Origin of the sequence: Streptococcus sp. NLN76, assembly GCF_015686645.1 — a bacterium.
GTDB lineage: Bacteria > Bacillota > Bacilli > Lactobacillales > Streptococcaceae > Streptococcus.
In genome coordinates, this window is record NZ_JADPMS010000004.1 from 22618 (window position 1) to 47143 (window position 24526).

Annotated in this window: 25 protein-coding genes and 4 pseudogenes; 19 read left to right on the top strand and 10 right to left on the bottom strand. The window is 42.4% G+C overall.

Annotation, left to right across the window (positions count from 1 at the left end):
- Positions 1-12: 12 nt before the first annotated feature.
- The 5 genes from I1A59_RS01355 (at position 13) to rpsI (ending at position 4984) form a co-directional block, all read left to right on the top strand.
- The gene (locus I1A59_RS01355; protein ID WP_196091033.1) at positions 13-315 is read left to right on the top strand and encodes a PTS fructose transporter subunit IIB; all 303 of its coding nucleotides are present in this window, start codon (positions 13-15) and stop codon (positions 313-315) included.
- Between the two features lie 11 nt (positions 316-326).
- Complete coding sequence (locus I1A59_RS01360; RefSeq protein ID WP_196091034.1) at positions 327-1739, top strand: PTS transporter subunit IIC; 1413 nt, start codon at positions 327-329, stop codon at positions 1737-1739.
- Between the two features lie 1316 nt (positions 1740-3055).
- Complete coding sequence (locus tag I1A59_RS01365; RefSeq protein ID WP_196091035.1) at positions 3056-3949, top strand: haloacid dehalogenase-like hydrolase; 894 nt, start codon at positions 3056-3058, stop codon at positions 3947-3949.
- 175 nt (positions 3950-4124) lie between these two features.
- A complete protein-coding gene (gene rplM, locus I1A59_RS01370) occupies positions 4125-4571 on the top strand; it encodes a 50S ribosomal protein L13 (protein WP_196091036.1) in 447 nt (148 codons plus the stop codon).
- A gap of 20 nt (positions 4572-4591) precedes the next feature.
- Positions 4592-4984, top strand: coding sequence for a 30S ribosomal protein S9 (gene rpsI / locus I1A59_RS01375; protein WP_135038120.1), 393 nt, complete (start codon positions 4592-4594; stop codon positions 4982-4984).
- Between the two features lie 102 nt (positions 4985-5086).
- Here the strand turns inward: rpsI and I1A59_RS01380 are convergent.
- A pseudogene (locus I1A59_RS01380) lies at positions 5087-5224 on the bottom strand (site-specific integrase); the annotation flags it as partial.
- Positions 5225-5398: 174 nt separating this feature from the next.
- On the opposite strand from I1A59_RS01380, the pseudogene I1A59_RS01385 reads away from it, so the two are divergent.
- Positions 5399-5749, top strand: a pseudogene (locus I1A59_RS01385) (ATP-dependent DNA helicase); the annotation flags it as partial.
- Between the two features lie 711 nt (positions 5750-6460).
- On the opposite strand, the pseudogene I1A59_RS09575 reads toward I1A59_RS01385, so the two are convergent.
- The 3 genes and pseudogenes from I1A59_RS09575 to I1A59_RS01400 all read right to left on the bottom strand — a co-directional run.
- Positions 6461-7228 (bottom strand): annotated as a pseudogene (locus I1A59_RS09575) (nucleotidyltransferase domain-containing protein); the annotation flags it as partial.
- 133 nt (positions 7229-7361) lie between these two features.
- A complete protein-coding gene (locus I1A59_RS01395; RefSeq protein WP_196091039.1) occupies positions 7362-7769 on the bottom strand; it encodes a type II toxin-antitoxin system death-on-curing family toxin in 408 nt (135 codons plus the stop codon).
- Positions 7766-7987, bottom strand: coding sequence for an AbrB/MazE/SpoVT family DNA-binding domain-containing protein (locus I1A59_RS01400; RefSeq protein ID WP_196091040.1), 222 nt, complete (start codon positions 7985-7987; stop codon positions 7766-7768). Before I1A59_RS01400 ends, I1A59_RS01395 begins: the two co-directional genes overlap by 4 nt.
- A gap of 199 nt (positions 7988-8186) precedes the next feature.
- On the opposite strand from I1A59_RS01400, the gene I1A59_RS01405 reads away from it, so the two are divergent.
- The 5 genes from I1A59_RS01405 to I1A59_RS01425 all read left to right on the top strand — a co-directional run bounded on the left by I1A59_RS01405 (position 8187) and on the right by I1A59_RS01425 (position 12819).
- Entirely contained in the window at positions 8187-8732 is a 546-nt protein-coding gene (locus I1A59_RS01405; protein ID WP_196091041.1) for a GNAT family protein, read from the top strand.
- Between the two features lie 543 nt (positions 8733-9275).
- The gene (locus I1A59_RS01410; RefSeq protein WP_196091042.1) at positions 9276-9743 is read left to right on the top strand and encodes a MarR family transcriptional regulator; all 468 of its coding nucleotides are present in this window, start codon (positions 9276-9278) and stop codon (positions 9741-9743) included.
- A gap of 2 nt (positions 9744-9745) precedes the next feature.
- On the top strand, positions 9746-10585 hold the full coding sequence (locus tag I1A59_RS01415) for an SDR family oxidoreductase (protein WP_196091077.1): 840 nt from the start codon (positions 9746-9748) through the stop codon (positions 10583-10585).
- Entirely contained in the window at positions 10578-11306 is a 729-nt protein-coding gene (locus I1A59_RS01420) for an ABC transporter ATP-binding protein (protein ID WP_196091043.1), read from the top strand. Before I1A59_RS01415 ends, I1A59_RS01420 begins: the two co-directional genes overlap by 8 nt.
- On the top strand, positions 11299-12819 hold the full coding sequence (locus tag I1A59_RS01425) for an ABC transporter permease/substrate-binding protein (protein ID WP_196091044.1): 1521 nt from the start codon (positions 11299-11301) through the stop codon (positions 12817-12819). The genes I1A59_RS01420 and I1A59_RS01425 overlap by 8 nt, the downstream gene beginning before the upstream one ends.
- Before the next feature lie 141 nt (positions 12820-12960).
- Here the strand turns inward: I1A59_RS01425 and I1A59_RS09580 are convergent.
- Positions 12961-13200, bottom strand: a pseudogene (locus I1A59_RS09580) (Txe/YoeB family addiction module toxin); the annotation flags it as partial.
- A complete protein-coding gene (locus tag I1A59_RS01435) occupies positions 13193-13459 on the bottom strand; it encodes a type II toxin-antitoxin system Phd/YefM family antitoxin (protein WP_196091045.1) in 267 nt (88 codons plus the stop codon). The pseudogene I1A59_RS09580 and the gene I1A59_RS01435, both read right to left, overlap by 8 nt.
- Positions 13460-13705: 246 nt before the next feature.
- Here I1A59_RS01435 and I1A59_RS01440 point away from each other — a divergent pair, with 246 nt between their 5' ends.
- Positions 13706-14914 carry an ATP-binding protein gene (locus I1A59_RS01440; RefSeq protein WP_196091046.1) on the top strand — a complete coding sequence of 403 codons (1209 nt, stop codon included), beginning with the start codon at positions 13706-13708 and terminating at the stop codon, positions 14912-14914.
- Positions 14915-14938: 24 nt separating this feature from the next.
- Positions 14939-15424 carry a YkgJ family cysteine cluster protein gene (locus I1A59_RS01445; protein ID WP_196091047.1) on the top strand — a complete coding sequence of 162 codons (486 nt, stop codon included), beginning with the start codon at positions 14939-14941 and terminating at the stop codon, positions 15422-15424.
- Between the two features lie 87 nt (positions 15425-15511).
- On the opposite strand, the gene I1A59_RS01450 is transcribed toward I1A59_RS01445, so the two are convergent.
- Positions 15512-16540: an AAA family ATPase gene (locus I1A59_RS01450; RefSeq protein WP_196091048.1), complete on the bottom strand. Its 1029-nt coding sequence runs from the start codon at positions 16538-16540 to the stop codon at positions 15512-15514.
- A gap of 614 nt (positions 16541-17154) precedes the next feature.
- Complete coding sequence (locus I1A59_RS01455; protein WP_196091049.1) at positions 17155-18126, bottom strand: aromatic acid exporter family protein; 972 nt, start codon at positions 18124-18126, stop codon at positions 17155-17157.
- A gap of 87 nt (positions 18127-18213) precedes the next feature.
- On the opposite strand from I1A59_RS01455, the gene asnA reads away from it, so the two are divergent.
- The gene (gene asnA, locus I1A59_RS01460; protein WP_196091050.1) at positions 18214-19206 is read left to right on the top strand and encodes an aspartate--ammonia ligase; all 993 of its coding nucleotides are present in this window, start codon (positions 18214-18216) and stop codon (positions 19204-19206) included.
- Positions 19207-19221: 15 nt separating this feature from the next.
- Positions 19222-19437 carry a hypothetical protein gene (locus I1A59_RS01465; protein ID WP_196091051.1) on the top strand — a complete coding sequence of 72 codons (216 nt, stop codon included), beginning with the start codon at positions 19222-19224 and terminating at the stop codon, positions 19435-19437.
- Between the two features lie 57 nt (positions 19438-19494).
- Here I1A59_RS01465 and dhaQ read toward each other — a convergent pair whose 3' ends face one another.
- Together dhaQ and dhaS are read right to left on the bottom strand one after the other, a co-directional pair.
- Positions 19495-20478, bottom strand: a complete 984-nt coding sequence (gene dhaQ / locus I1A59_RS01470) for a DhaKLM operon coactivator DhaQ (protein WP_196091052.1) — start codon at positions 20476-20478, stop codon at positions 19495-19497.
- 9 nt (positions 20479-20487) lie between these two features.
- Positions 20488-21018, bottom strand: coding sequence for a dihydroxyacetone kinase transcriptional activator DhaS (dhaS, locus tag I1A59_RS01475; protein ID WP_196091053.1), 531 nt, complete (start codon positions 21016-21018; stop codon positions 20488-20490).
- 135 nt (positions 21019-21153) lie between these two features.
- Here dhaS and dhaK point away from each other — a divergent pair, with 135 nt between their 5' ends.
- The 4 genes from dhaK (at position 21154) to I1A59_RS01495 (ending at position 24435) form a co-directional block, all read left to right on the top strand.
- The gene (gene dhaK, locus I1A59_RS01480; protein ID WP_196091054.1) at positions 21154-22143 is read left to right on the top strand and encodes a dihydroxyacetone kinase subunit DhaK; all 990 of its coding nucleotides are present in this window, start codon (positions 21154-21156) and stop codon (positions 22141-22143) included.
- Between the two features lie 10 nt (positions 22144-22153).
- A complete protein-coding gene (dhaL, locus tag I1A59_RS01485) occupies positions 22154-22729 on the top strand; it encodes a dihydroxyacetone kinase subunit DhaL (RefSeq protein WP_196091055.1) in 576 nt (191 codons plus the stop codon).
- Positions 22729-23103 carry a dihydroxyacetone kinase phosphoryl donor subunit DhaM gene (gene dhaM / locus I1A59_RS01490; protein WP_196091056.1) on the top strand — a complete coding sequence of 125 codons (375 nt, stop codon included), beginning with the start codon at positions 22729-22731 and terminating at the stop codon, positions 23101-23103. Before dhaL ends, dhaM begins: the two co-directional genes overlap by 1 nt.
- Positions 23104-23391: 288 nt before the next feature.
- Positions 23392-24435: a glycerate kinase gene (locus I1A59_RS01495; protein WP_196091057.1), complete on the top strand. Its 1044-nt coding sequence runs from the start codon at positions 23392-23394 to the stop codon at positions 24433-24435.
- The last annotated feature ends 91 nt before the right edge of the window (positions 24436-24526 follow it).

Here is a 24526-nt window from a genome sequence, read left to right on the forward strand (position 1 = left end):
GGAGTACGGAAAATGATTAAAATATTAGCAGCTTGTGGAGCAGGTGTAAATTCTAGCCACCAAATTAAAAGTGCTTTAGAATCTGAAATGGCAAAACGTGGGTATCAAGTGACCTGTGATGCAGTCATGATTAAAGATATTAATGAAGAAATGATGTCTCGTTATGATATCTTCGCTCAAATTTCCAAAACTGACTTGGGATTCAATGTTGAAATTCCAGTGGTAGATGCAGGGGCGATCTTATATCGTATTCCAGCCATGGCAGAACCAGTATACAAAAAAATGGAGGAAGCGATTGCTTCCGTTGCGAAATAGGGAGATAACATATGAATGCAATTGTAGACTTAGCCAATCAGATATTCCAGCCAATTATTAATCTGGGTGCGGCCTCTTTGATGAGCATCATTTTGACCATTTTGGCACTTTGTTTTAAGGTGAAATTCTCTAAAGCCTTAGAGGGAGGTTTGAAACTGGGGATTGCCCTAACAGGTATTGGAGCGATTATCAATATCTTGTCTACTGCCTTCTCAGGTGCTATGACAGATTTCGTAGCGCGGACTGGTTTAGAGTTAACCATTACGGACGTGGGATGGGCTCCTCTGGCAACAATTACTTGGGGTTCCCCATTTACCCTCTACTTCCTATTGGTGATGGTCATCATCAACCTAATTATGTTGGCTATGAAAAAAACGAATACACTTGACGTTGATATCTTCGATATCTGGCACCTTTCAATTGTAGGTCTCTTTGCAATTTGGAGTGGAGCCAATCTATTCATTGCGACTGTATTGGTGGTTTTTATTGGTGTTTTGAAAATTCTCAACTCTGATTTGATGAAACCAACCTTTAATGATTTGTTGGGAGCTGGTCCAGAAAATCCAATGACCACAACTCATATGAACTTTATGATGAATCCTATCATCATGGTTTTCGATAAAATTTTTGATCTCCTATTCCCTTGGTTGGATAAATACGACTTCGATGCAGCTAGGTTGAATGCAAAAATAGGTTTCTGGGGTTCAAAATTTGCGATTGGTATTTATTTGGGAATCTTTGTAGGGCTTCTTGCTGGTCAAACTCCATCTGAAATTGTTTCTTTGGCCTTTGTTGCAGCGGTCTGCTTGGAATTGTTCTCTTTAATTGGTTCTTGGTTTATTGCAGCTGTAGAGCCTTTGTCACAGGGAATCACCGATTTCGCTTCTTCACGTCTTGCTGGTCGTACTCTAAATATCGGTTTGGATTGGCCTTTCCTTGCTGGTCGTGCGGAAATCTGGGCTGCTGCCAATGTTCTTGCCCCAATTATGTTACTTGAATCCATTATCTTACCAGGAAATAAACTCTTGCCACTTGCAGGAATTATTGCCATGGGAGTTACTCCAGCTCTGCTTGTCGTGACACGTGGTAAGTTGATTCGAATGATTGTTATCGGAGCTATTGAATTGCCACTCTTCTTGTGGTCAGGTACGATCATGGCACCATTTATTACTGAGACAGCAATGAAAGTTGGAGCCTTCCCAGAAGGAATTGAAGCTTCAGCAATGATTTCTCACACTACTATGGAAGGACCAATTGAAAAATTCTTGGCATTCTTTCTTGGTAAAGCTGCTGCTGGAGAAGGTACCTTTATGATTTTAGCTATCGGTAGTCTAGTAGTATACACCTTGCTCTTCTTCTGGTACCGTGGTGAAATGAAAAAACGGAACCAGGTCTACCTTGAAGCAGAAACAACAAATAGATGAATATGTAAAAACTCCACGTAAGGGCTCTCTTATGGGAGTTTTTACATAGTTTGTGCAAGGAAACAGAAATTAGACTTTCTGCAAAACAGTGACGGAACTTGAGATTCATCGGAGTTATAGTCTTTTAGTTTACTTTTAGTACAAGGCAGCAAGTCGTAGACAGTACTGAAGTACGGCAAGGCGAGCTAACACAGTAATAAAAGATAAACTAAAAGAGTATATCATTTGAAAAAAGACAGAATCATAGGATATTTCAGTGTGGTTATGCGATATTTCCTGCTGTGAAATTGGGTCAAATACTTTAGTTCTGAAGGAGGTCTATTGATTTTTATATAATTTCCAAATTAGCACTCTCAAAAATGCAAGTACTAACCTAAATCGAAGGAGGTCACCAGGAATCACCATCAAACGCAGTAGTGGAAACAATTAGGTTTGCCCACTGAAGGAAACTGGTCCAGGTTTGGTAGTAGATGAGCTTCCTCTTTTGATGGAAGTAATACTCATTACATTTCAAAATCTGAATGTGTGAATCCTCTTCTCCAAAACCTAAGTTCTGTCTTCATCAGATTGCCTTTTCAGATTTCGAACTGTTTCGAGTATAAGCTGCTACCACAGAACGATTCAACTCCAGGTCCAATGCTGTATCCATCGAATAAGTCGGATCTAAAGACAAGGCTGGCGGCTCAGGAAGGTGATGTAGCTTGCTCTGGAACGAATGTGGGCAAGGAGGTGTCGCATCAGATTAGCGATAGATATCCTTGTCCTCCAATGCAAGTAGCCTCTTGCTGGCTTTTAGAGCAAGGCACGACTTTGCCCTAAGCGTGGATGTCTGTTTCTAATAACCTTTCCTTAGTTAGGATACATGGAGTTGTTAAGTCGAAAAGAAGAAAGGGACAGGGTAGTAACCCTGATGTGATTTGAGAAAAGGATTGGAATAGGAATCTTTATGGAGATCCTAAAGTCATCAAGCATAGAGGGCTCCTTGCTGCCTTCCTTGAGTAGTTGATGTTAAATCAGTAGATTCTTTGTTATTTTAAATATTTGTGTTAGATTAGTTGTATTCAATCAGTTTTTGGACCTGTTATATGGTCCTAAATGAAGAAGGGCTGCTGTGTGATTCCAAACTTTTGGAAAATAGATTGTCTGTGGGGTATAAAAGGTAAGGGGATTTTTTCCTGGGTTAAGAAATAGGACTACTTTCCCCAAGGGCATCCGAGTTGAAAAAACTCATTGCGAGTATTGCACCGCCCTTTTAATGCATGAAGTTGTAAAGCTTATGGAGAAACAAATCTTACTTGTCAAGTGGAGGATTAAAGATGAAACGCTTATTGTCAACCTATGCTAGTGATATTGCAGCAATGAGCCCGCAGGATTTGAAACGGTCTATCAGGGCTAGTGAAGGTCGAATTGTGATGGGAGAGACGGTGGTCACAGCTGCTCCTTTGATTGCAGGTGTCAGCAATGCCGAGATGATGGCTGCTTTTAGCTGCGACCTGCTTGTTCTGAATGAACTGGATGTTTTTAAGCCAGAGATTGTCGGTTTCTATGATTGTCCCAATCCGATTGCGGAACTCAAACGCTTAACCGGGCGGCCAATTGGAATTAACTTGGAGCCTGTGGATGGCTCACAGGAGCTCTTGGAAAACCAAGTGGACCTGCCAGCCGGTCGTCTGGTTAGCTCCCAGAGTCTGCAACAAGCTCAAGAATTGGGCGTAGACTTTATTATGCTGACGGGCAACCCCGCAACGGGGGTTTCTCTGGCCGCTATTTCAGAGGCGATTGCCCTGACCAAACAGCACTTCTCAGGCTTGGTGTTCGCTGGGAAGATGCACGGCGCTGGACTGGGGGAAGCGGTTGTTGATGCTTCGGCACTCCTCGACTTTGTCCGCCTGGGAGCTGATGGGATCTTAGTACCGGCAGTTGGCACAGTTCCGGGCGTCCGTGAAGACCAGCTAGCACCGATCGTGGATCAGGTCAAAGCCCAAGGAGCCTTGGTCATTTCGACTATTGGAACCAGCCAGGAAAGTGCAGACAGCCAAACAGTCCGCGACTTTGCCCTCAGCAACAAACGTGTGGGCTCCGACATCCACCATATTGGGGATGGCTCCTATGGCCGCATGCCAGACCCAGAGAACATTCTGGCCCTTTCCCTAGCGGTTCGGGGGAAACGGCACACCTATTTCAAAATGGGGCAGTCTGTTAGAAGATAAAGCCACTTTGAATTTAAAAAAAGTAAGGAAAATATCTTGACGACTTTCGCCATATTTGATAGTATGGAATACGGTATTGTTTACCCCATTTGAAAGGCCCCGGAACCTTCCAAATAACTCGTGGACCGGAACATCCACACTGTAAACAAAAACGAGATTGACTATAGGAGAAATCATGAACAAAACTACATACATGGCTAAGCCAGGTGAAGTTGAACGCAAATGGTACGTTGTTGACGCAACTGATGTCCCACTTGGACGTCTTTCTGCAGTTGTTGCTTCTGTTCTTCGTGGTAAGAACAAACCAACTTTCACACCTCATACTGATACTGGTGACTTCGTTATCGTTATCAATGCTGAGAAAGTGAAATTGACTGGTAAAAAAGCAACAGACAAAATCTACTACACTCACTCATTGTACCCAGGTGGATTGAAATCGATCTCTGCTGGTGAGTTGCGTTCTAAGAATGCTGTTCGCTTGATTGAAAAATCCGTTAAAGGCATGCTTCCACACAACACACTTGGACGTGCTCAAGGTATGAAATTGAAAGTATTTGTTGGTAGCGAACACTCTCATGCTGCTCAACAACCAGAAGTTCTTGACATTTCAGGACTTATCTAAGGAAAGGAGCAGATGAAACTATGGCACAAGCACAATATGCAGGTACTGGTCGTCGTAAAAACGCTGTAGCGCGTGTACGTTTGGTTCCAGGTACTGGTAAAATCACAGTTAACAAAAAAGACGTTGAAGAGTACATCCCACACGCTGACCTACGTTTGGTCATCAACCAACCATTTGCAGTCACTGCAACTGCTGGTTCTTACGACGTATTCGTAAACGTTAACGGTGGTGGTTACGCAGGTCAAGCCGGAGCTATCCGTCACGGTATCGCTCGTGCGCTTCTTGAAGTAGACCCAGACTTCCGTCAAAGCTTGAAACGTGCTGGACTTCTTACACGTGACGCTCGTATGGTTGAACGTAAGAAACCAGGTCTTAAGAAAGCACGTAAAGCTTCACAATTCTCAAAACGTTAATTATCCGCGATATATCAACGTTTCGAAGCACTCAAGAGTTTACCTCATGGGTGCTTTTTTGGTGTTTTTTTTGAAAAATTCACCTCAAAATTTACCTTATTTTTACCTTATTGATTTAAGGGTAAACTCACCAACTGCCATAGGGATAACATTGGAAGTATTGACATAAATTTGAGTTGTTCCAATATCACTGTGAGTTAGTGCTTCTGAAATAGCTTCTAAACTCATTCCTGCTTGTTTATACTCTTTTAGTTTATCTTTTATTACTGTGTTAGCTCGTCTTGCCGTACTTTAGTACTGCCTGCGACTCGCTGCCTTGTACTAAAAGCAAACTAAAAGACTATAGCAAGTGTGGCTCCAGTGTGTCGCAGTTTATGAGGTGTGGCATGGGCTAACTCGGGATGTCGTTTTCGAACAGAATTTGGTTGGGTTCGTGAAATGAATGAAGGGGTTAAGCGTATTTACTCTGAGATGGAATCTGCTTTTCTTCATAAGCCTATATATTCAGAGCCTGGGAATAAAGTGGTTTTGACCTTGAAAAATAATATTGTCAGTCGACATCTTCGAACTCGAGATACTTTAGAAAGACACTTCATAGATTTTGAAAACTTTAATGCTGATGAGCAATTACTAGTCCATTACATGTACAATTCAGGAGAGAAGATGACGACAGCAAAGGCAATTGAACTGACAGGAAGAAGTCGTAAATTTATTGTCAAAACTTTGAAAAATTTACACGAGTTGGGTATTTTTGAATGGTTTTGATCAAGTAAAAATGACCGCAATCAATATTATCTTTTAGTTGATAAATGATGGAAAGCGAGCTACCATTAGTAAGTAGGAAACAGTAGGAAACAGTAGAACACAGAAAAACGAAGAAAAACTAAGAAAAATGCACTGAATTCAAATTCAAATCCAAAAATGCCAAACGCATCAAATCCAAAGAGGAACGTATCGTGTTGATAGGAACCGTGGATTTGATGTGTTTTGTTTTGTGTTTATGAATCACTATTTAAATGGGTGGAGGAAGTTAAGTGGATGGGCCATGTAGCAGCGTTTCTTTTTAAATTCTGAAAAGAAAGTTTCGCTGATGTAGTTGTAGAGTATCTCGATTGGTTCTTGATCTCCGAATAGAGAGATTTTCTTAATTTCTCGTTTTAAGAGTACTTGACCGGAGTTTCCATAGCCTTTAAAGATAATTGGAAAAATCAAGTGTTCCTGAGATTGAATTGTTGGGAAATCCTTTAGGTGCACTTCGAAGTCGGATAAGCGGATGTAGGGGAGTAAGCCACTTTTCTCCCATTTTGTTAGGGTCAGTTGGTGTTCAAAGGCAATGGCGCCTGTGTTGCCAGCTTCTTGATAGGTCAATTCGGATGTTGAGAGGTCACATGTAAACTTTGCAATTGGTTCATTACCGGGTGCTTTAATGTCAAATTCAATTTTTGAAAAATATTCGAAAGGAATGTCATCCCCCACCCCGATTTCTTCTAGGAAGAAATGGTTTAGTACTTGCCAGTCAGGTTTTTGAGTAGTTTCTAGGTTCTGGAGGTAGGTCTCAATTTCCTGGATGGATTGTTCGAGGAAGGCGTGGATATCGGGGATCGGTGGGATTGGGGCGGATTCTGAATGGGCTTTTTTGATGTCTAGGAGTTGGTTGACGGAATCATACAGTTCGGCTGGCAAGCAGTCTGTGACCAAGTCATTAAAGGGGACGGGTGGAATGGTGTGATACTTTTGGATCCACCGACATGCCAAGACAGGTCTAAGGGCATAGAAGTATTTTTTTGGTCTAACTGTATCGCCGCTGAGATATTTGGAGAGCTGAAGTTTCGCGGTGGATAAGTAGTGGTACATCATCCGTTTTTCGGAGAAGTGTCTTTCTAATAGCGGTGTTATCTCTTCTTGAAATTTGGATGAAAAATAAATAATAGGGGATTGGAGCCATTCGAATAAGGTGGGGTTGGATTTGGCTAAGAGCTTCAGGGCTTTATCGAGGTCCCAGCCATTCATGTCCCAGGTATCGTCGATGGGTAATTCGATGACATCTCTGCTTTGGGTGAGTTGCAGATAGTCCTGGGGCTTGCGTTTGTAAATAAAGCGGATGTCGAAGTCGCTGTCAGGTGATTCAAAACCCCAGGCACGGCTGCCGGATTCTACAGCCCACAGGATTTCGACTCCATAGGTTTGTTCGATTTCTTTGATTTTTTGAGGAACCAAAATCATCATTTCTGCTTGTGTTTTCATAGATTTTCTCCTTGAGGCTTGTCTGTCTTTATTGTAGCAGATTTGGATGGAGGGGCGTTATGGGATATCATCTCTAAGATATAGTAAAAAGTAGAAAAGTGCTTATCGCCAATTGGGGACGTTGATCACTTTTCTACTTTTTAAACACTCTATTTTCTTCTTTCAAGAACTGGGTGATGCTGTCCTTTAATTCTTCAAAATCTCCTTGAAAAGTAGCGATTTCAATCGTTTTTTCAAGTCCATCGTTAAACGAGAGGTTTGACTGAAAGTTATTCAGTGCAAGAAACATGTGTAATGCCATCATAGCCGTTCGTTTATTGGCATTATAGAATGGATGTTTTTTGATTAGATTTATCCAGATAATAGCAGCTTTGCTATAAATATCTGGATAAAGGACCTTTCCAAAGATTTCTTGCTTTGGTTGTTCAACAATCATTTGAAGGCTATTGATATCAGCAATGCCTACTGGTTCTTTAGGAGAATACTTCCCGATAACCATCACGTTAATTTTTATGATATCCTTGGTAGACAAGTATTTCATTTATTCACCAGTTCTTTCAATAATTCATCATATTGGTCCATGGCTTTTTCCAACTCTTTATCAAAGTCAAATTTGGGTTCAGCTTTTCGGATGATGATATTTTTTCCAGAAGTGACAAATTCGATCTCTTCACCGATTTCTGCTCCAAGTGCCTCTTTAATAGCATTTGGAATCGTTATCACAGTACTATTCCCTGTTTTGCGTAATAACACATTCATTAAATGTATTCACCTCCTAGTTTTGTACGTACATTATACCTTATATATACGATTTTTAAAAGTAAATACTTTGTAAAAATTTGTAGTAAAAGCAATTCTGCTTAAATACAATAGAATACTGAATTAACTTCAAAATTGGAATAGTCTGTATTATGCTATACTAGTCTTAAATTAACATATGTGTGAAAGGAGTAGGGTGATGGGGTCTCTAAAAATCAAACCGATTGAAAAAGAGGACATGCGTCAATTATGGCAGATTGGATTTGCGGTCGAAAATCCCGAATGGTCAAAGTGGAATGGTCCTTATTATGACGACTATAAGGCTTACACATTTGAGGAATTCTGCAATACCTTCTTTTTCTATAATGAAGGGAAATATAAACAGGGAATCTATGTGGATGATGTTTTAGTGGGGATGCTGTTTCGTTATTGGGAGGATGAGAAAACCCGCTGGTTAGAGATTGGGATTGTGATTTACGACGAGAACTATTGGGGGAAAGGGTTTGGCACGCAAGCTTTAAGGGAATGGATCTCCGATACTTTTGATACCTTTGACATGATTGAACATATCGGTTTAACCACTTGGTCTGGCAATGAACGAATGATGAAATCTAGTAAGAAGTTAGGTCTGAAACAAGAAGCCCGGATTCGCAAAGTCCGATACTGGCAAGGTGTGTATTATGATAGTGTTAAATATGGTGTTCTGCGAGAAGAATGGGGAGTGAGAAAGAACTCATTAAGTTGAAACAGAGTTCGTTACAAGTCTTTATTTCAAGTTGTAAGCTGAAACGATTTATCCCCAAATCGACCTGCTCTTTTATTTTCGTGCTCGGGCTCAAACAGTCTATTCCCAGACTGTTTGTAGCCACCTCCGGTCTAAAGGCATGTTGAATGCCTTTAGAGTTTACAGATGAAATGAACGCAGTTCATGTCAATGTTGATTAGGTTGTTCTCGGAGGTCAAAGAGTCAGGAATTGCCTCTTTGAGTCAATAAAAGCGAACAATTGTTATTTGCTTCGCAAATCCTATCTGATACCTCAAACAGCCTTTTAGCTGTTTGACCGAATCAACCACTGCGTCAAAGTTATTTCTTAACATCATTGTGAGGAGTGTATTTATCCTCACGCGCCTTTTTGAATCCCTTTGCACAGCTTAACTCCTGAAATCATGCAACTTAGAGTGCTTTCAGGGGTTATTATTTTGTACAACTAATTCTATATAGAAATTTCTTGACATGGCTGGTCTCTTGTGTTAAAGTATTTCTATATCGAAATAAAGAGGTGAGCAGATGGAAGAGTGGAAAGGTGGTTATCAAAACTTGCACATTCGTTTGTTAAACGGGCGTCTTTTTCAAAAATTATTAAGGAAAGAGAAAGAAGTTCGTTATCGAAGTGAGCAAGGAAAAATTTTATCAGTGCTCTGGCAGTGCGAGGATGGGAGGGCAACGGCTACGGATATTGCGCTCCAAACGGGTTTGGCCAATAATACCCTAACTTCGATGATTAAAAAGTTAGTGGAGCAGGGCTTGGTGGAAGTTCGGCCTTGTGCGAATGATAAACGGAAAAAGTATGTGATCTTAACGGAACTAGGATGGTCACAAAAGGAGATTGGTGACCGGGTCAGTCGTGAGTTGGGAAACATCTTTTACCAAGGCTTCTCTCAACAGGAAATCCGAGATTTTGAGGCTTACCAAGAGCGTATCCTGGCGAATTTAATGTCAACAGAAGTACAGGACATGAAAGGAACGGAGCAATGACAATGATTGGAATTACGGGAGTGACAGGTCATTTAGGGGCTATTGCGGCGAAGCTAGTAGCTGCTGCAGGACACAAGGCGATTCATCTAGCCAGGAGTCCAGAAAAAGCTTCTCATCTCCCAGGGGCAGAGATTCGAAAGGTTCAATATGCCAATAGACCGGAGGTTGTAGCAGCCTTAACCGGGATTGATACACTCTTGTTTGTATCGGCACGTGAGAGTGAGGATCGGGTTGCGGAGCATAAGGCTTTTTTAGATGCGGCTAAGGCTGCGGGTGTTCGGCACATTGTTTATACCTCCTTTTACGGGGCTGCTGAGGATGCTACCTTTACCTTGGCGCGGGATCATGCCCAGACCGAGCGGTTTATCAAAGATTTAGGTTTCACCTACACCTTCTTGCGGGACAATTTTTATTTAGAATTTTTCCGAGGTTTATTGGAGGAATATGGGGAAATTCGTGGTCCTGCGGGTCAAGGTCGAGTATCTGCGGTGGCACGTCAAGATACGGCAGAGGTTGCAGCTACAATCTTATTGAATGCCGATTCTTGGGCCAATCAAACCTTGAATCTAACGGGACCTGAAGACTTGTCCATGGAAGATGTCTTGCGTATTGGGGCAGAAGTCACTGGAGAGAACTACCAGTATATTGATGAAACCCTTGCGGAAGCCTACGAATCTCGTAAGCAATGGCCGGCGCAACAGTGGGAATATGATTCCTGGGTTTCGACCTATACTGCCATCGCAGCGGGAGAGCAAGCGGGTCTTTCTTCAGATGTAGTGCGTGTCTTAGGTCGTCCGCCTAAGTCTTTGAAAGAAGTTTGGTTGAAGGAGCTTTATGATTAAATATGAAGGGGTGGCCCTCTCTTACCAGGATAAGAATGTCTTAAAAGGTGTTGATTTGGAAATCCAGTCGGGGGAATTTATCGTTCTGGTAGGACCGTCAGGTTCAGGGAAAACAACCTTATTGAAGATGCTGAATCGTTTGCTAGAACCTAGTGACGGGAATATCTATCGGGAAGGCAAACGGATCAAAGATTTTGATGAGCGAGCTTTGCGCTTATCTACAGGGTATGTCCTGCAGCAAATTGCCCTCTTTCCCAATCTTACCGTTGCGGAAAATATTGCTCTCATTCCCAAAATGAAAGGTTGGACTGCAGAGGCAATTCGTCTTCGGACAGAAGAATTATTAGCTAGAGTGGGATTGCCGGCTGAAGTCTATGCGACTCGGATGCCAAGTGAATTATCTGGTGGGGAGCAGCAACGTGTGGGAATTGTCCGGGCCATGATTGGCGAACCGGAAGTTTTACTGATGGATGAACCCTTCTCGGCTTTAGATGCCATATCCAGGAAACAACTCCAGATTTTGATTAAGGAGCTGCATCAGGAGTTCGGGATGACAACCATTTTTGTAACCCATGATACCGATGAAGCCTTACTTCTGGGGGATCGCATTGCAGTACTAGAGGCTGGGTACATTCGCCAGTTTGCGACTCCAAAGATGATCTTAGAGGAGCCTGCTACGGATTTTGTAGCGGATTTGTTTGGAGGTGCTGCCTATGCTTGATTTGGTCACTACCTTTCAAGAGCGGTCTGCTGAGTGGGTGCAAGCCTTAGGGGAACACTTACAGCTCTCCCTTCTAGCCTTGCTTCTAGCGATTTTGCTCTCCCTTCCACTAGCTTTTGGTTTGAAAGAAAACAAGCGTTTATCGGCTCTTGTTTTGCAGCTTGCTGGGATTTTTCAGACCATTCCTTCCATGGCCTTGCTGGGGCTCTTTATCCCACTCATGGGAATTGGAACTCTTCCAGCTTTAACCGCCTTGGTCATCTATGCTCTGTTTCCGATTTTAGAAAATACAATAACAGGCTTAAATGGTGTTGATCCAAGTTTAGAAGAAGCTGGGCTAGCTTTTGGAATGACTAAGTGGGAGCGTCTGAAGACGTATCAGTTGCCTTTAGCCATGCCGGTTATCATGTCGGGAATTCGGACTTCAGGTGTGATGATTATCGGGACAGCAACGCTAGCGGCTCTGGTTGGTGCTGGAGGTCTGGGATCCTTTATTTTATTGGGGATTGATCGTCGAAATACCAGTCTCATCTTAATTGGGGCTCTATCAGCAGCTTTGTTGGCTATTCTTTTCAATCTATTGTTGAAGTGGATGGAGAAGGCTAAGTTAAGGACGATTGCGGCAGCCTTTGCAGCCCTTTTATTGGGAGTTGGAGTATCTTTGGGAACCACACTTCTTCCCAAACAGGAGGAGAAGACCCTAGTCATTGCGGGTAAACTCGGGCCTGAGCCTGAGATTCTGATGAATGCCTATAAACTTTTAATTGAAGAAAATTCAGAGCTACAAGTTGAGGTCAAACCCAATTTTGGAAAGACGGATTTTCTCTACCAGGCCTTAAAGAAAGGGGATATTGATATCTACCCTGAATTTACGGGGACGATCACGGGGAGTCTCTTGCGACCAGCACCAGAGTTGAGTCATGATCCGGAGCAGGTTTATGAGGCGGCGCGTGATGGGATTGCCAAACAGGATGGCTTGGCCCTTCTAAAACCCATGGCCTATCAGAACACTTATGCTATAGCAGTTCCCCGGGCCATTGCGGAGGAATATCAGCTGAAAACAATTTCAGATTTGAAGAGGGTAGAAGGGCGTCTTAAGGCTGGATTTACCTTAGAATTTAATGATCGGGAAGATGGAAATAAGGGTCTGCAATCCTTATATGGCTTAAATTTGGATGTTGTGACCATGGAGCCAGCTCTTCGTTACCAGGCGATTGAATCAGGGGATATTCAGATTACAGATGCTTATTCGACGGATGCAGAGTTGGCTCAGTATGACCTGGTTGTTCTTGAAGATGATAGGCAGCTTTTCCCTCCTTATCAAGGGGCTCCCCTCTTGCGTCAATCACTTTTGAAAGAATATCCTGAATTAGAGGGGATTCTGAATCAATTAGCTGGGAAAGTTACAGCAGATCAGATGAGTCGAATGAATTATGCAGTAGGCGTTGAAGGACGCGATGCCCGTAGTGTAGCTGAGGAATTCTTAAAAGAAGAAGGCTTACTCAAGGAGTGATTAGGTTTATTGAATTCGGTAGAGGTTGTTTAAACGGATTCGATTTATTTTTGAAGAAAGCATAGTAAAATCCTCAATCCCGTTGATGAAATAGAAGGGATTGAGGATTTTTTTACAGATTGAGTTAGTAGTGGTTTTGCAGGAATAAATATAGATGGTGGTGTCATCAACCTGATAGATAATGCGGTGTTCTTCTGAGATCCGTCGAGACCATTTTCCCGCTAAATCGTGTCGGAGCGGTTCAGGTTTGCCGATGCCTGTAAATGGGTGTCGGTCAATATTTTTTATCAATCGATTGATTTTTTTAATGGTCGCTTTATTTCCTTGTTCATACCAGTAAAAATAGTCATCCCAAGCTTCATCAGATCACGCTTTATTCATCGGCCACCTTCAATAATTCATGAGTTTGAAAGTCCCCTATTTGAAATTGGTGGTCACCTTTTCGAATTTTATTCATGAGATAATTGTTGGACTGGATACGTAAGGTTTCCTGCATACTATCATAGTCGCGCTTCGATAGAACGACAACGGTATCCTCAACATTTTTTGAAGTGACAATGAGTGGTTCGGCATCCTCGTTCACTTGACGCATATATTGTTTCAAATTTTGACGAAAGTTTGAATAAGTAACAGCTTCCATGACGTTCTCACCTCCTCGTTAATATTGTACGATATATTGTACCAAAAATCCTTGGTTGTTTTAAGCAAAAATAGAGAACAAAGTGTAGAATGGATTTAAGATTTAGGATATCACAATTGGTAGTGGATTGACGTCATATATGGAAATTATTTCTAGTTAATTAGAAATTAAATTTTAAAACAACCATTATTTCCAATTGATTGGAAATAATGGTTGTTTTTGGTATACTCTTAGAGAGGTGGTTCAATGAAATGGATAGATAGACCAGAATATGTCGCTTTTTTAAATCGGCATCGGGATCGACAGGTCATTAAGGTAATCAGTGGCGTAAGACGGGCTGGTAAGTCGGTTCTTTTTCAGCTTTTTCGGCAAGAGCTGATTCAGTCAGGTGTGGCGGAAAGTCAAATTCTAGTGATTAATTTTGAAGATCTTCGCTATTATGAATTGAGAAATTTTCAGGCTCTGAATCGGTATTTAGAGGAGCAGCTTCAAACTCCAGAAACCTACTATATTTTTTTAGATGAAATCGAGCATGTGGATCAGTTTGAGTTGGTTGCGGATAGCTTATTTATCAAGCCGAATGTTGATTTATATTTGACAGGTTCTAATGCTCGTTTCATGAGCAGTGATTTGGCAACGAACTTAACGGGTCGATATGTTCAGTTAGAAGTTCTCCCCCTATCCTTTTCAGAATATGTAGCTGGGCGGAGGGAGGAAGGTTTGTCGCAAAGTCAGCTGTTCAATGACTATTTGTTTAGTGCTTTTCCTTATTTGTTGCAAACAGAGAGTTACCGCGAGCGTATCGAGTACTTACAAGGTCTCTATTCCACGATCTTGTTGAATGATGTGTTGCCTAGGGCCGGTGCAGCTAGCCCAGATTTATTAGAACGTTTAGTACGGACGCTTCTCAGTAGCATGGGGAGTCCAATTTCTACGAATAAAATTCGGAATACCTTGGTTAGTCAAGGAGTCAAAGTATCCAATACCACCTTAGAAGGCTACCTGGATGCTTTGTTGGATTCCTTATTGTTCTACGCTGTCCCTCGGTTTGATGTCAAAGGGCGAACCCTTTTGCAAAGACTAGAGAAATTTTACTGCGTTGACCTTGGTTTTCGCCAATTGCTCCTACCAGATCACCAAGAAGATTTAGGGCATATGATTGAAACGATTGTTTATTTGGAATTAAGACGGCGTTTTTCTAAAGTATATGTCGGAAATATAGGTAAATACGAAGTGGATTTTATTGTTGTGACCGACACAGGAACTTATCAGTACTTTCAGGTGAGTCTGTCGACTCTAGATCCTGCGACACTTGAGCGTGAACTTCGTCCATTGCAAGCCATCAAGGACCAGTATCCTAAATATCTTCTAACATTGGATCAAATCCAGTCAGAAGCTAATTATGATGGGATTCAAAAGAAGGCGCTCCTGAATTGGTTATTAGAAGAGTCCTAGAGATTTGTAGAAAGGAAATCAAAAATGGATTTAGAACGCTATCATCAGTTGGCTTTGCAGAAGCAAAAAGAGCATCGAAAGTTCCTCGCGGGGCTTAAGAAAAAACCTCCTAAACAGTTAGATAAACTTAGCCAGGAAATTCATGCAGAAGTGTTTGAGGAGATTGATTGTATCCAGTGTGCCAACTGCTGTCGTCATTTAGGTCCTCTTTTGACAGAGGCAGACATCACGCGCATTTCCAAAACGTTTCGAATGAAATTATCTGCCTTTGAGGAGGCTTTTCTGCGCGTGGATGAAGATGGTGATAAGGTCTTTCAATCCATGCCCTGTCCGTTTATCGGCGAGGACAATCTCTGCTCTATCTACGATGTTCGTCCTAAAGCCTGCCGTGAATTTCCGCATACAGACCGTAAAAAGATTTATCAAATCAACCATCTTACCATCCAAAACACCCTCATCTGCCCAGCAGCCTATCTCTTTGTAGAAAAATTACAAGAACGGCTGAAATAATATCCATTCTATTTTAAAATCAGACCTCCTCTCAGCTATCCCGTAAAAGCTGAGGGGAGGTTTTGTATCTATTTTATTGGTGCGGTTTCAGAAATTTTCAAGGAAAATATCAAATTCAGGTAAAACTAAGTCAACATATCCACGTTGTGGCTGAAAGACAAGTCCTTTATCTATAAGTCTATACTTATATGTATTAATAAGGTTTTTATCCCATTTCGTTTCTTTAATCAGATCTGCTATCTTTGTTTCTGATTTGATTGCTTTTAAGAAGATTTCATCCTTCTCTGAAAGTCGTTGTTTGATTAGTCGATAGGCATTTTTTCCAAGCAAATATCGAAAATCTGGAATAATTTCATCGATATCGTTGATGGTTGTAGATTCTTTCTCATACATTAATTGACCTAGTAATTGAAAAGCATAGGCATATCCTTTGGTTTTCTCTGCAGCATAACCAGCAACAGAACGGTCGAGTGATAGATGTTTGATATAAGCCTCTTCGATATCATCAATGGTGAGAGGAGAGAGTTCAATTATATTTGAGCGTAGTAGGAAAGTTAAAATTTTATCGGTAATAACTTCATTAATATCTTCCGGAAGACCTGTTGAAACAATGCTAATAGGAAGGTCTTTACGGATAAGGAGCTGAAAAAGTGAGTACAACTCTCTAATACCATTAGAACTAGAAATTTCATCGATTAAAACGACAACTTTCCGATTAGCGTTTTGACAAATAGTCAATAGGTCAATTAATTGTTGTTGATTTGTAGTATTTTGAGACTGGACATTCTCAATGGTTAGTCCCAATACACTAAAGTTTTTAACTTGTATAGAATTGCTCAGTGTAATTTCTCTATTAACCTTATTGCTTAATTCTGCAATCAACTCGGACACAATGGAAGGGGTGTTAATCAGTGTGATGGGAATCCAGTGTTCAGGTAGTTCATGTTCTAACTTCGTGATAAAGGTGGTTTTTCCTGAACCTCGAACTCCTGTAATGATAGTAGATTGTGCATCGGAGTAAGGATTGTCGAGATTTTTTAACAGATTCTCAAATTCCTGGTTTCTGTTCAAAAAAACTTTAGGTGATTTACCAAATATAGTCGTGAATGGTGTCATAGCATCTCCTATATATTGGTATATACTTTTATATTTCCTTATATACTCGTATATACTTTTTATTTTCATTATACACTCGTATATACTTTTTGTCAAAATTTTCTTAAACTATTCCACAAATGTAAAAGGCCCCAGTAAATCTGAGGCCCTTATAGGAGATTATGATGTCCGTTCGCTCTGTGACACGGAGTGAGCTAGAGCGACGGATACCGAGCAAAGCGAGGTAAAAAACGCTCTGCGCTTTACCGCTCCCCAATAATCTCCCCGGCAAGTCAAACAATATCCGTTCCTAAACAAGTAAAAGGCCCCAGTAAATCTGAGGCCCTTATAGGAGATTATGATGTCCGCTCGCTCTGTGATACGGAGTGAGCTAGAGCAGCGGATACCGAGCAAAGCGAGGTAAAAAAGCGCTCTGCGCTTTACCGCTGCTCAATAATCTCCCCGGCAAGTCAACCAATATCCGTTCCTAAACAAGTAAAAGGCTCCAGTAATTCCGGAGCCTTTATAGGAGATTATTATGAAAAAGAAAAGTTTTAGGAGTCGTTGAGGTCTTCCTCAACTATGGAATAAGTATACCGTTCTTTCCTTAAACGAAACTTATAGTTTCGAAAAAATTATTCGTCTGTGAGTTGGTCGTGGGGATAGCGTTCGTAGAAGTGGACTTTTAGGAGGATGAGGCGTTCCAGATCACGGAAGATTTGCAGGAGCATAGAGCGGGATTCGAATTCTTCGCGACTCTTTGGGAGTGGCCGTTGGCGAAAGGCTTCTAAGTATTGGTCAATCCGATCAATCAGATGAACTGGGGTGGATTTGTCTTCCAACTGTTGGGCAGTATCTTTGAAGAGTTGGGCCAGAATCAGGCTCTCCTCCGCAGAAAAGTGGCAGTGGTTGATGTCCTCGACCATTTGTTGGAGGTAGTAACATTGTTCCAAGCGCATTTCAAAGTAATGCACTTCGTAGTCAGTTCGCTGGAAAAGTTGGTTGGATTGGTCACGGTAAACCAGCTCAAGGGCTGCTTGGATCTCCCTTTCCAATTGTTGGGTACGGAAAGTCTCCTCACTTGCCTCTCCGGTCGAGAGGATATGGTGGAAGCGCAGGAGTATGCCTTTGAAGAGGAGTTCGACCCGGTCCTTTGAGGCGATGATTTCTTTTTGGTGGGAAGGCATATAGACATTGGCCAAGAGAGCCAGGCTAACCCCGATTGCAAAAAGGCCGATTTCATTTAGGATGACGGGTAGGGCCAAGCTTCCGGTATCGAGGAGGTGAAAGACTCCAACTGTGGAGACGGATAAGCCGATGTCCCATTCGTATTTATAGGCCATGGGAATGTAGATAGCCATGGTTAGTCCAAAGGCCCAAATGTTAAGTCCGAATAGATTGAAACAGACAATAGCCGCAAGCATGGCTGAGGTCATACTTAAAACACGCCGTTTAGCGGTAAGGAGTGTTGAGCGTCGCGTATCTAATAAACTGAGCAAACCAATAATCCCCGCAGATGACGGATAGTTAAGCCCGAAAAAGGTGGCCAGTTGGACGGCTAACCAGATGACCAAGACAACTTTAACACTTTTTTGAAAAATGGACATGGGGCCTCCTTGATTTTTTCTAATTTTAGTGTATCATATACCTAACTTTAGTAGAGGTCCTGAGGGCTTGAGAATGAAGGAGAAACTATGAAAAAAGACTTTATCCATCAGCAAGAAGAAATTTCCTTTGTCAAAAACACCTTTACCCAATACCTGCAAGACAAATTAGAAATCGTTGAGGTGCAAGGTCCGATCTTGTCTCGTGTTGGGGACGGAATGCAGGACAACTTGTCTGGCATTGAGCATCCAGTAGAAGTGCATGTGAAGTTGATTCCAGAAGCAACTTATGAAGTGGTTCATTCTTTGGCTAAGTGGAAACGACACACCTTGGCTCGTTTTGGTTTTAATGAGGGAGAAGGTCTCTTTGTTCATATGAAGGCTCTGCGTCCGGATGAGGATTCCTTGGACCCAACTCATTCTGTCTATGTCGACCAGTGGGACTGGGAAAAGGTGATTCCAGATGGTCATCGGAATTTAGCTTATCTGAAGGATACAGTTGAAAAAATCTACAAGGCAATCCGTCTAACAGAATTGGCCGTAGAGGCCCGGTACGATATCGAAGCCATTTTGCCCAAACAGATTACCTTTGTGCATACAGAGGAGCTGGTCAACCTTTATCCCGACTTAAGTCCAAAAGAAAGAGAAAATGCGATTGCTAAGGAGTATGGGGCGGTCTTTCTGATTGGGATTGGAGGCGTGCTAGCGGATGGACAGCCGCATGACGGCCGCGCACCGGACTATGACGACTGGACAACGGAGACTGAGAATGGCTATAAGGGCTTGAATGGGGATATTCTGGTCTGGAATGATCAATTGGGTTCTGCCTTTGAACTCTCTTCCATGGGAATCCGGGTGGATGAAGATGCGCTCAAGCGCCAAGTGGCCATTACGGGTGATGAAGAGCGCTTAGAATTCGATTGGCATAAAACCCTGCTTCGTGGTTTCTTCCCACTATCAATTGGTGGAGGGATTGGTCAATCTCGTTTAGCCATGTTCCTCTTGCGGAAAAAACATATTGGAGAAGTTCAATCCAGTGTCTGGCCGCAAGATGTGTATGATAGCTTTGACAATATCCTCTAGAAGGATGGTGTATTTATGGAACGACATCCTGCTAAAGGCACTCGCATGGTTAAGTCCATGGGTTGGGAAAATGGCATCATGGAAGTTGAATATGTCAGCGGTCTGATTCATCAGTACCATGATGTCACGGAGGACCAATTCATTCGAGCGGGTACTGGAAATAGTGATAAAAAAGTCCGCCTGATTGGTAAAAGTCATCGCTTTACTCGGGTGGAGGAAAAAGAAGCGTAAAAAGGTCGAGTTTTCACACTCGGCCTTTTTTAAGAGGTCAGGTTTGGAAAAAGAGAATTACCAGGCGAAAGCATTGGTTGGTGCCAGCAAGGCTTCTAGGTAATCGCTGGCTGGGCAAAGGGTGACGGAGATACCGGCCATATCGAGGCTGCTCATGAATCGACCACTTTTAACGAGAGTTGGACGGAGTCCTTGGATGTCTAGCAGTTGGAGGAGATCATGCGTAAAGACCCCCATCTCTAATTCACTGGTAGTTCCTAAATTATTGATGAGCAGAACATAGGAATCTCCTGTTCTCCAATGAAAGTGAAGTCGGAGTTTGTTGAGAATCTCGTTGGCTAGTTGTTCTGAACTCTCAAATGGTTCCAGACGGTAGCCTTCTTCCCCATGGATACCAATTCCATAGGAAATATGATTTTCTGGTATTGTGAAAGTATTCCGTGTTTTTTCAAAAAGAGTGCTTGTTTTGGAGGCAAAACCAATGGTTGCAATTTGACTGGATAGAGTCAAGCCTAGGTTTTCAAGTTTTTGTAAGTTTGCCCCAGCTTGTGCCGCATGTCCCAGAATTTTATGAAGAAGGATGGTTCCCGCAAGTCCCCTACCTCTAATTTGGTATTTTTGTTTGCTTTCAATGGAGATGTCATCGTGGGAGAGGATGTAGGAAACTTGGTGTCCATCTTGCCGAGCTTCTTGGATGGCATTTCGGAATTCAAGAAGGTCAGCAGGGAAATTTTTGATAATGATAAAAACACCCTGTCCCTGGTCCAAGAAACGGATGGCTTCGAGAATTTCTGCCTTTTTGGGAGGTGTGAAGAGTTGTCCATAAAGAGCTCCTGTCAACATCCCGTCTCCGACATATCCCATGTGCGCAGGTTCATGCCCGGAACCACCACCGGATAGAATCGGGATGACGTGAGGGTTCCTCTCCTTCAGATAGACGAGGGGTAAGTGAGGGTGCTTGGTTAAGTGAGGGTGCAAGGCGAGGTTTGCCTCGACATAGGCTGGAATGGATTGGTCTGTTTGATTTTGGATAGAGGTCATAATCTTCTCCTATTTCAGTCCAGTGATTTCTGCTAAGATGTGGTCTGGATGGGGCTTGGGGATTTGGTGCTGGACCACTTGTTTGATGGTTTCGGCCAAGGCCCGGGCTTGATAGTTTTTGTGAAAATCAAGAAAGGATGGGTCCCCAACTAGACTAGGATGAGTAGGGTACTCATTGAGAATTTTTCCTACCATTAGTTGGCAATAGTTTATGAAGTAGGCATAAAAATTATTTTGACCTTGAATTTCAAAGGCTTTTTGGTAAAAGATTGCCTCCTCTTCAAGATAGTGAAACACTTCTTGGATGAGATGTCTCCCAGAAATGAAATCCAAATTGTCTGCGATTTGTTCTTTCAAGTCATTTTGGAAAATCCAATCGAGGAGTTGGTACTTATCCAGAAAATGGTTATAAAAAGTTTGCCGACGAATACCAGCTCGATCCATGATGGTTACAATGGATAGTTTATCAAAATCATTTTCTGCTAATAGCTCCTTAAAGGCTTTTGCGATGCGTTTTTTCGTAATCAGAGATGATGCCATAGGATACCTCGCTTCTTCCTACTATTATTCTAGCAAAGATCCTTTTCGTACAGGGACAGTTTTCTTGTTTTGTCCCTTATCTTTTTTGCATTTTAAAATTATAATAAAGGGGAGAAAATAAAGGAGGCTTAGCTGATGAAAAAAATTATCAATGATCCACGGGCAGTAGTAGAAGAGATGATTCAAGGCTTGGTAGCAGTTCATCCGGAGATTCTACACCGGCATGAAGACTTTCAAGTGTTAGTAAGGAGTGCGGAAAAATCAGGGCGTGTTGGATTGATTTCAGGAGGAGGCTCTGGTCATGAACCTTCGCATGCTGGTTTTGTTGGTCAAGGGATGTTGTCCGCTGCGGTTTGTGGGGCTGTCTTCACATCCCCAACTCCAGATCAAATTTTAGAAGCTATCAAAGCTGCGGATGAAGGTGCCGGCGTCTTTATGGTCATTAAAAACTACTCTGGTGATATTATGAATTTCGAAATGGCTCAAGAGCTAGCAGAAATGGAGGGAATCCAGGTTGCTAGTGTGGTAGTGGATGATGATATCGCTGTCGAAAATAGTCTATATACGCAGGGGCGTCGGGGAGTAGCTGGTACAATTCTGGTTCATAAAATTTTGGGCCATGCAGCTCGTCAAGGTCAGAGTTTGGAAGAAATCAAAGAACTAGCAGATCGAATTGTGCCCCAGATCAAAACCATTGGTTTAGCTTTATCGGGAGCAACGCTGCCAGAAGTAGGGAAACCAGGATTTGTTTTAGAGGATGATGAGTTTGAATACGGAGTCGGCATTCATGGAGAACCCGGTTATCGTAAGGAGAAGTTGAAACCATCAGCGGACTTGGCTCAAGAATTGGTTGAAAAGTTATTGGAAGATTTTCAAGCGGAAGCAGGGCAAGAATTTGCCTTATTGATCAATGGTCTAGGGTCAACCCCCTTGATGGAGCAGTATATTTTTGCCAATGATGTGATGAAGCTTTTGGAAGCCAAAGGGGTGCGTGTTCCCTTCCGTAAACTAGGAGATTATATGACTTCCTTGGACATGGCGGGTCTTTCGTTGACCTTGATGCGTCTTGAAAATGCACAAGATTTAGAGGCTTTGGTGAGTCCGGTTGAAACCATTGCTTGGTAAGGAGAATAGGATGCAAGTAGCAGATGCAAAAAAATGGATGCTTTTATTCAACGAAAAGATACAGGATAAGCAAGCTTTTCTAAGTGAACTGGATACACCCATTGGTGATGGAGATCACGGAGGTAATATGTCCAGGGGAATGGAGGCAGTGGTTGCCGAATTGGAAAGTCAAGATTTCGAGACAGCAGGCTCTCTCTTTAAAATGGTAGCCATGCAATTATTGTCTAAAGTTGGAGGAGCTTCAGGTCCTCTCTATGGCTCTGCCTTTCTAGGATTAAGTCAGAAAATTGATAGCGAAGATCTCAGAGTAGCACTAGAAGCTGCTTTGGCGAATATTCAAAAAAGAGGTCAGGCTCAGCTGGGGGATAAAACCATGGTTGATGTTTGGATTCCAGTCTTGGCAGATCTACAAGAGAATGCCTTGACCGTTCAAAAAATTGCAGACTATGTAGCAGCAACTAAGGATTTACAAGCTAAAAAAGGACGGGCTTCTTATGTTGGTGAGCGTTCCGTAGGTCATGTTGATCCAGGCTCCTATTCTTCAGGCCTTTTATTTGAAGCTATGCTTGAGGCGGAGGTAGGCTAATGACAGCTCTAGGAATTCTATTAGTGTCGCATTCGAATAAACTTGTTAACGGTTTGGCTGAACTGATTTCTCAAGTCACTTCGGATATCCCTTTTACCTATGTTGGTGGGACTTCTGAAGGAGAAATTGGAACTAGTTTTGAAACTGTTCTGGAAGCAGTTGAGCAAAATTCAGCTCAAAGACTCTTAGCCTTCTATGACTTGGGATCAGCTCGAATGAATTTAGAACTAGCAGCTGAAATGACCAGCAAAGATGTACAGATTCAGTCAGTACCAGTTGTTGAAGGCACATACACCGCAGCCGCTCTTTTACAAGCAGGTGCTAGTGAGGAAGAAATTCTAGCACAATTAGCGGATTTGAACATTCGAAAATAACTTAAAAGAAGCTAGGTAAAATATCCGTGATGATGTTCTGCCTAGCTTCTGTTTTTTGAAGTGTTCATTAAAACGAGTCGCAAAAGTCAGTGTGGTTTGGGTTTCGCTACCTGTTTGGACTCTATATCCAAGATAACGTTTATATCGACAATAAGCCTCCTCCTCATCTGTAACTGTATTTAGTAAAGGGGGGTAAAGAGAAAGTGAGGGTAAAATGAGTTTCTTGGGTATTAGCTAGATGCTTCTCCAATTAAAAGCGTATAATCATATTTGAGAGGAGGTCTGCCTATGAAATTTCTAGTAGCGATTGATTCTTTTAAAGGATCTGCAACGTCGATGCAATTGAATCAGGCCGCAAAGGCTGGGATTTTAGAGGTTTTACCAGATGCGGAAGTGGTAACAGTTCCCATAGCGGATGGAGGAGAGGGAACCTTGGACGCTTTGGCACAAGGGTTAGAAGGCTTTTGGGTTGAGGTTGAAACAGTTGATTTATTGGAGCGGCCAATTGTGGCTTCTTACTTTATGAGTGGGCAAACAGCCTATCTAGAGTCGGCGCGTGTTGTCGGAATCGATAAGATTATTCCGTCTTCAGAAACGGTGGAGCGTGCGACAAGTAGAGGCTTAGCGGCACTGTTTCGAGATGCTCTGTCACGGAGGTGTCAGGAGTTGGTCTTGACTCTTGGTGGCAGTGGTAGCTCGGATGGAGGGCGTGGGTTACTAAATGCCTTGACGGATGAAGAACGTAGAGCTCTTGCTCAGATCCGCTTGCGTGGCTTAACCGATGTTACCAATCCCTATGCTGGCTCTCAAGGATATGCCGTGGTTTTTGGACCACAAAAAGGTGCCAGTCCCAAGCAAGTAATGGCTATGGATTTGGCTGCTCAAGAGTTTGTCAATCAGATGAAACAGGAAACAGGGATTGACCTTCAAAAGATTCCGGGGACTGGAGCAGCAGGTGGTCTTGGTGGTGCCTTGGTGCTGCTAGGTGGAGAACTAGAAGCTGGTTATCCTTTTATTGCTGAAAAATTAGGCTTAACAAAAGCTGTTCAAGGAGCAAACTTGGTCATCACGGGAGAAGGTCGCTTGGATGGGCAGAGTTTGAATGGGAAACTGCCAATCGGTGTCGCACAAACAGCAAGAGAGGCAGGTGTTCCCGTTATCGTATTAGGCGGTAGTGTGGAAGAAGTAAAAGAATTTGAGGAGATTTTCCTGGCAACTTTTTCCATCCAGAGGGAAGTCCTTTCTTTAAATCAGGCTATGGAAACTGAACGCACCTTAGCAAATGTTCAATCCCTCGTTAAAAATATCATCGCCACCCGCTATCTCTTTTAAAAACAGAGACAAAAAGCCAACAAATCTGATGTAGTCCTACTTTCATAGACAGTACAAATACGTAACGTACTGTTTATGAAAGTAGGATTTT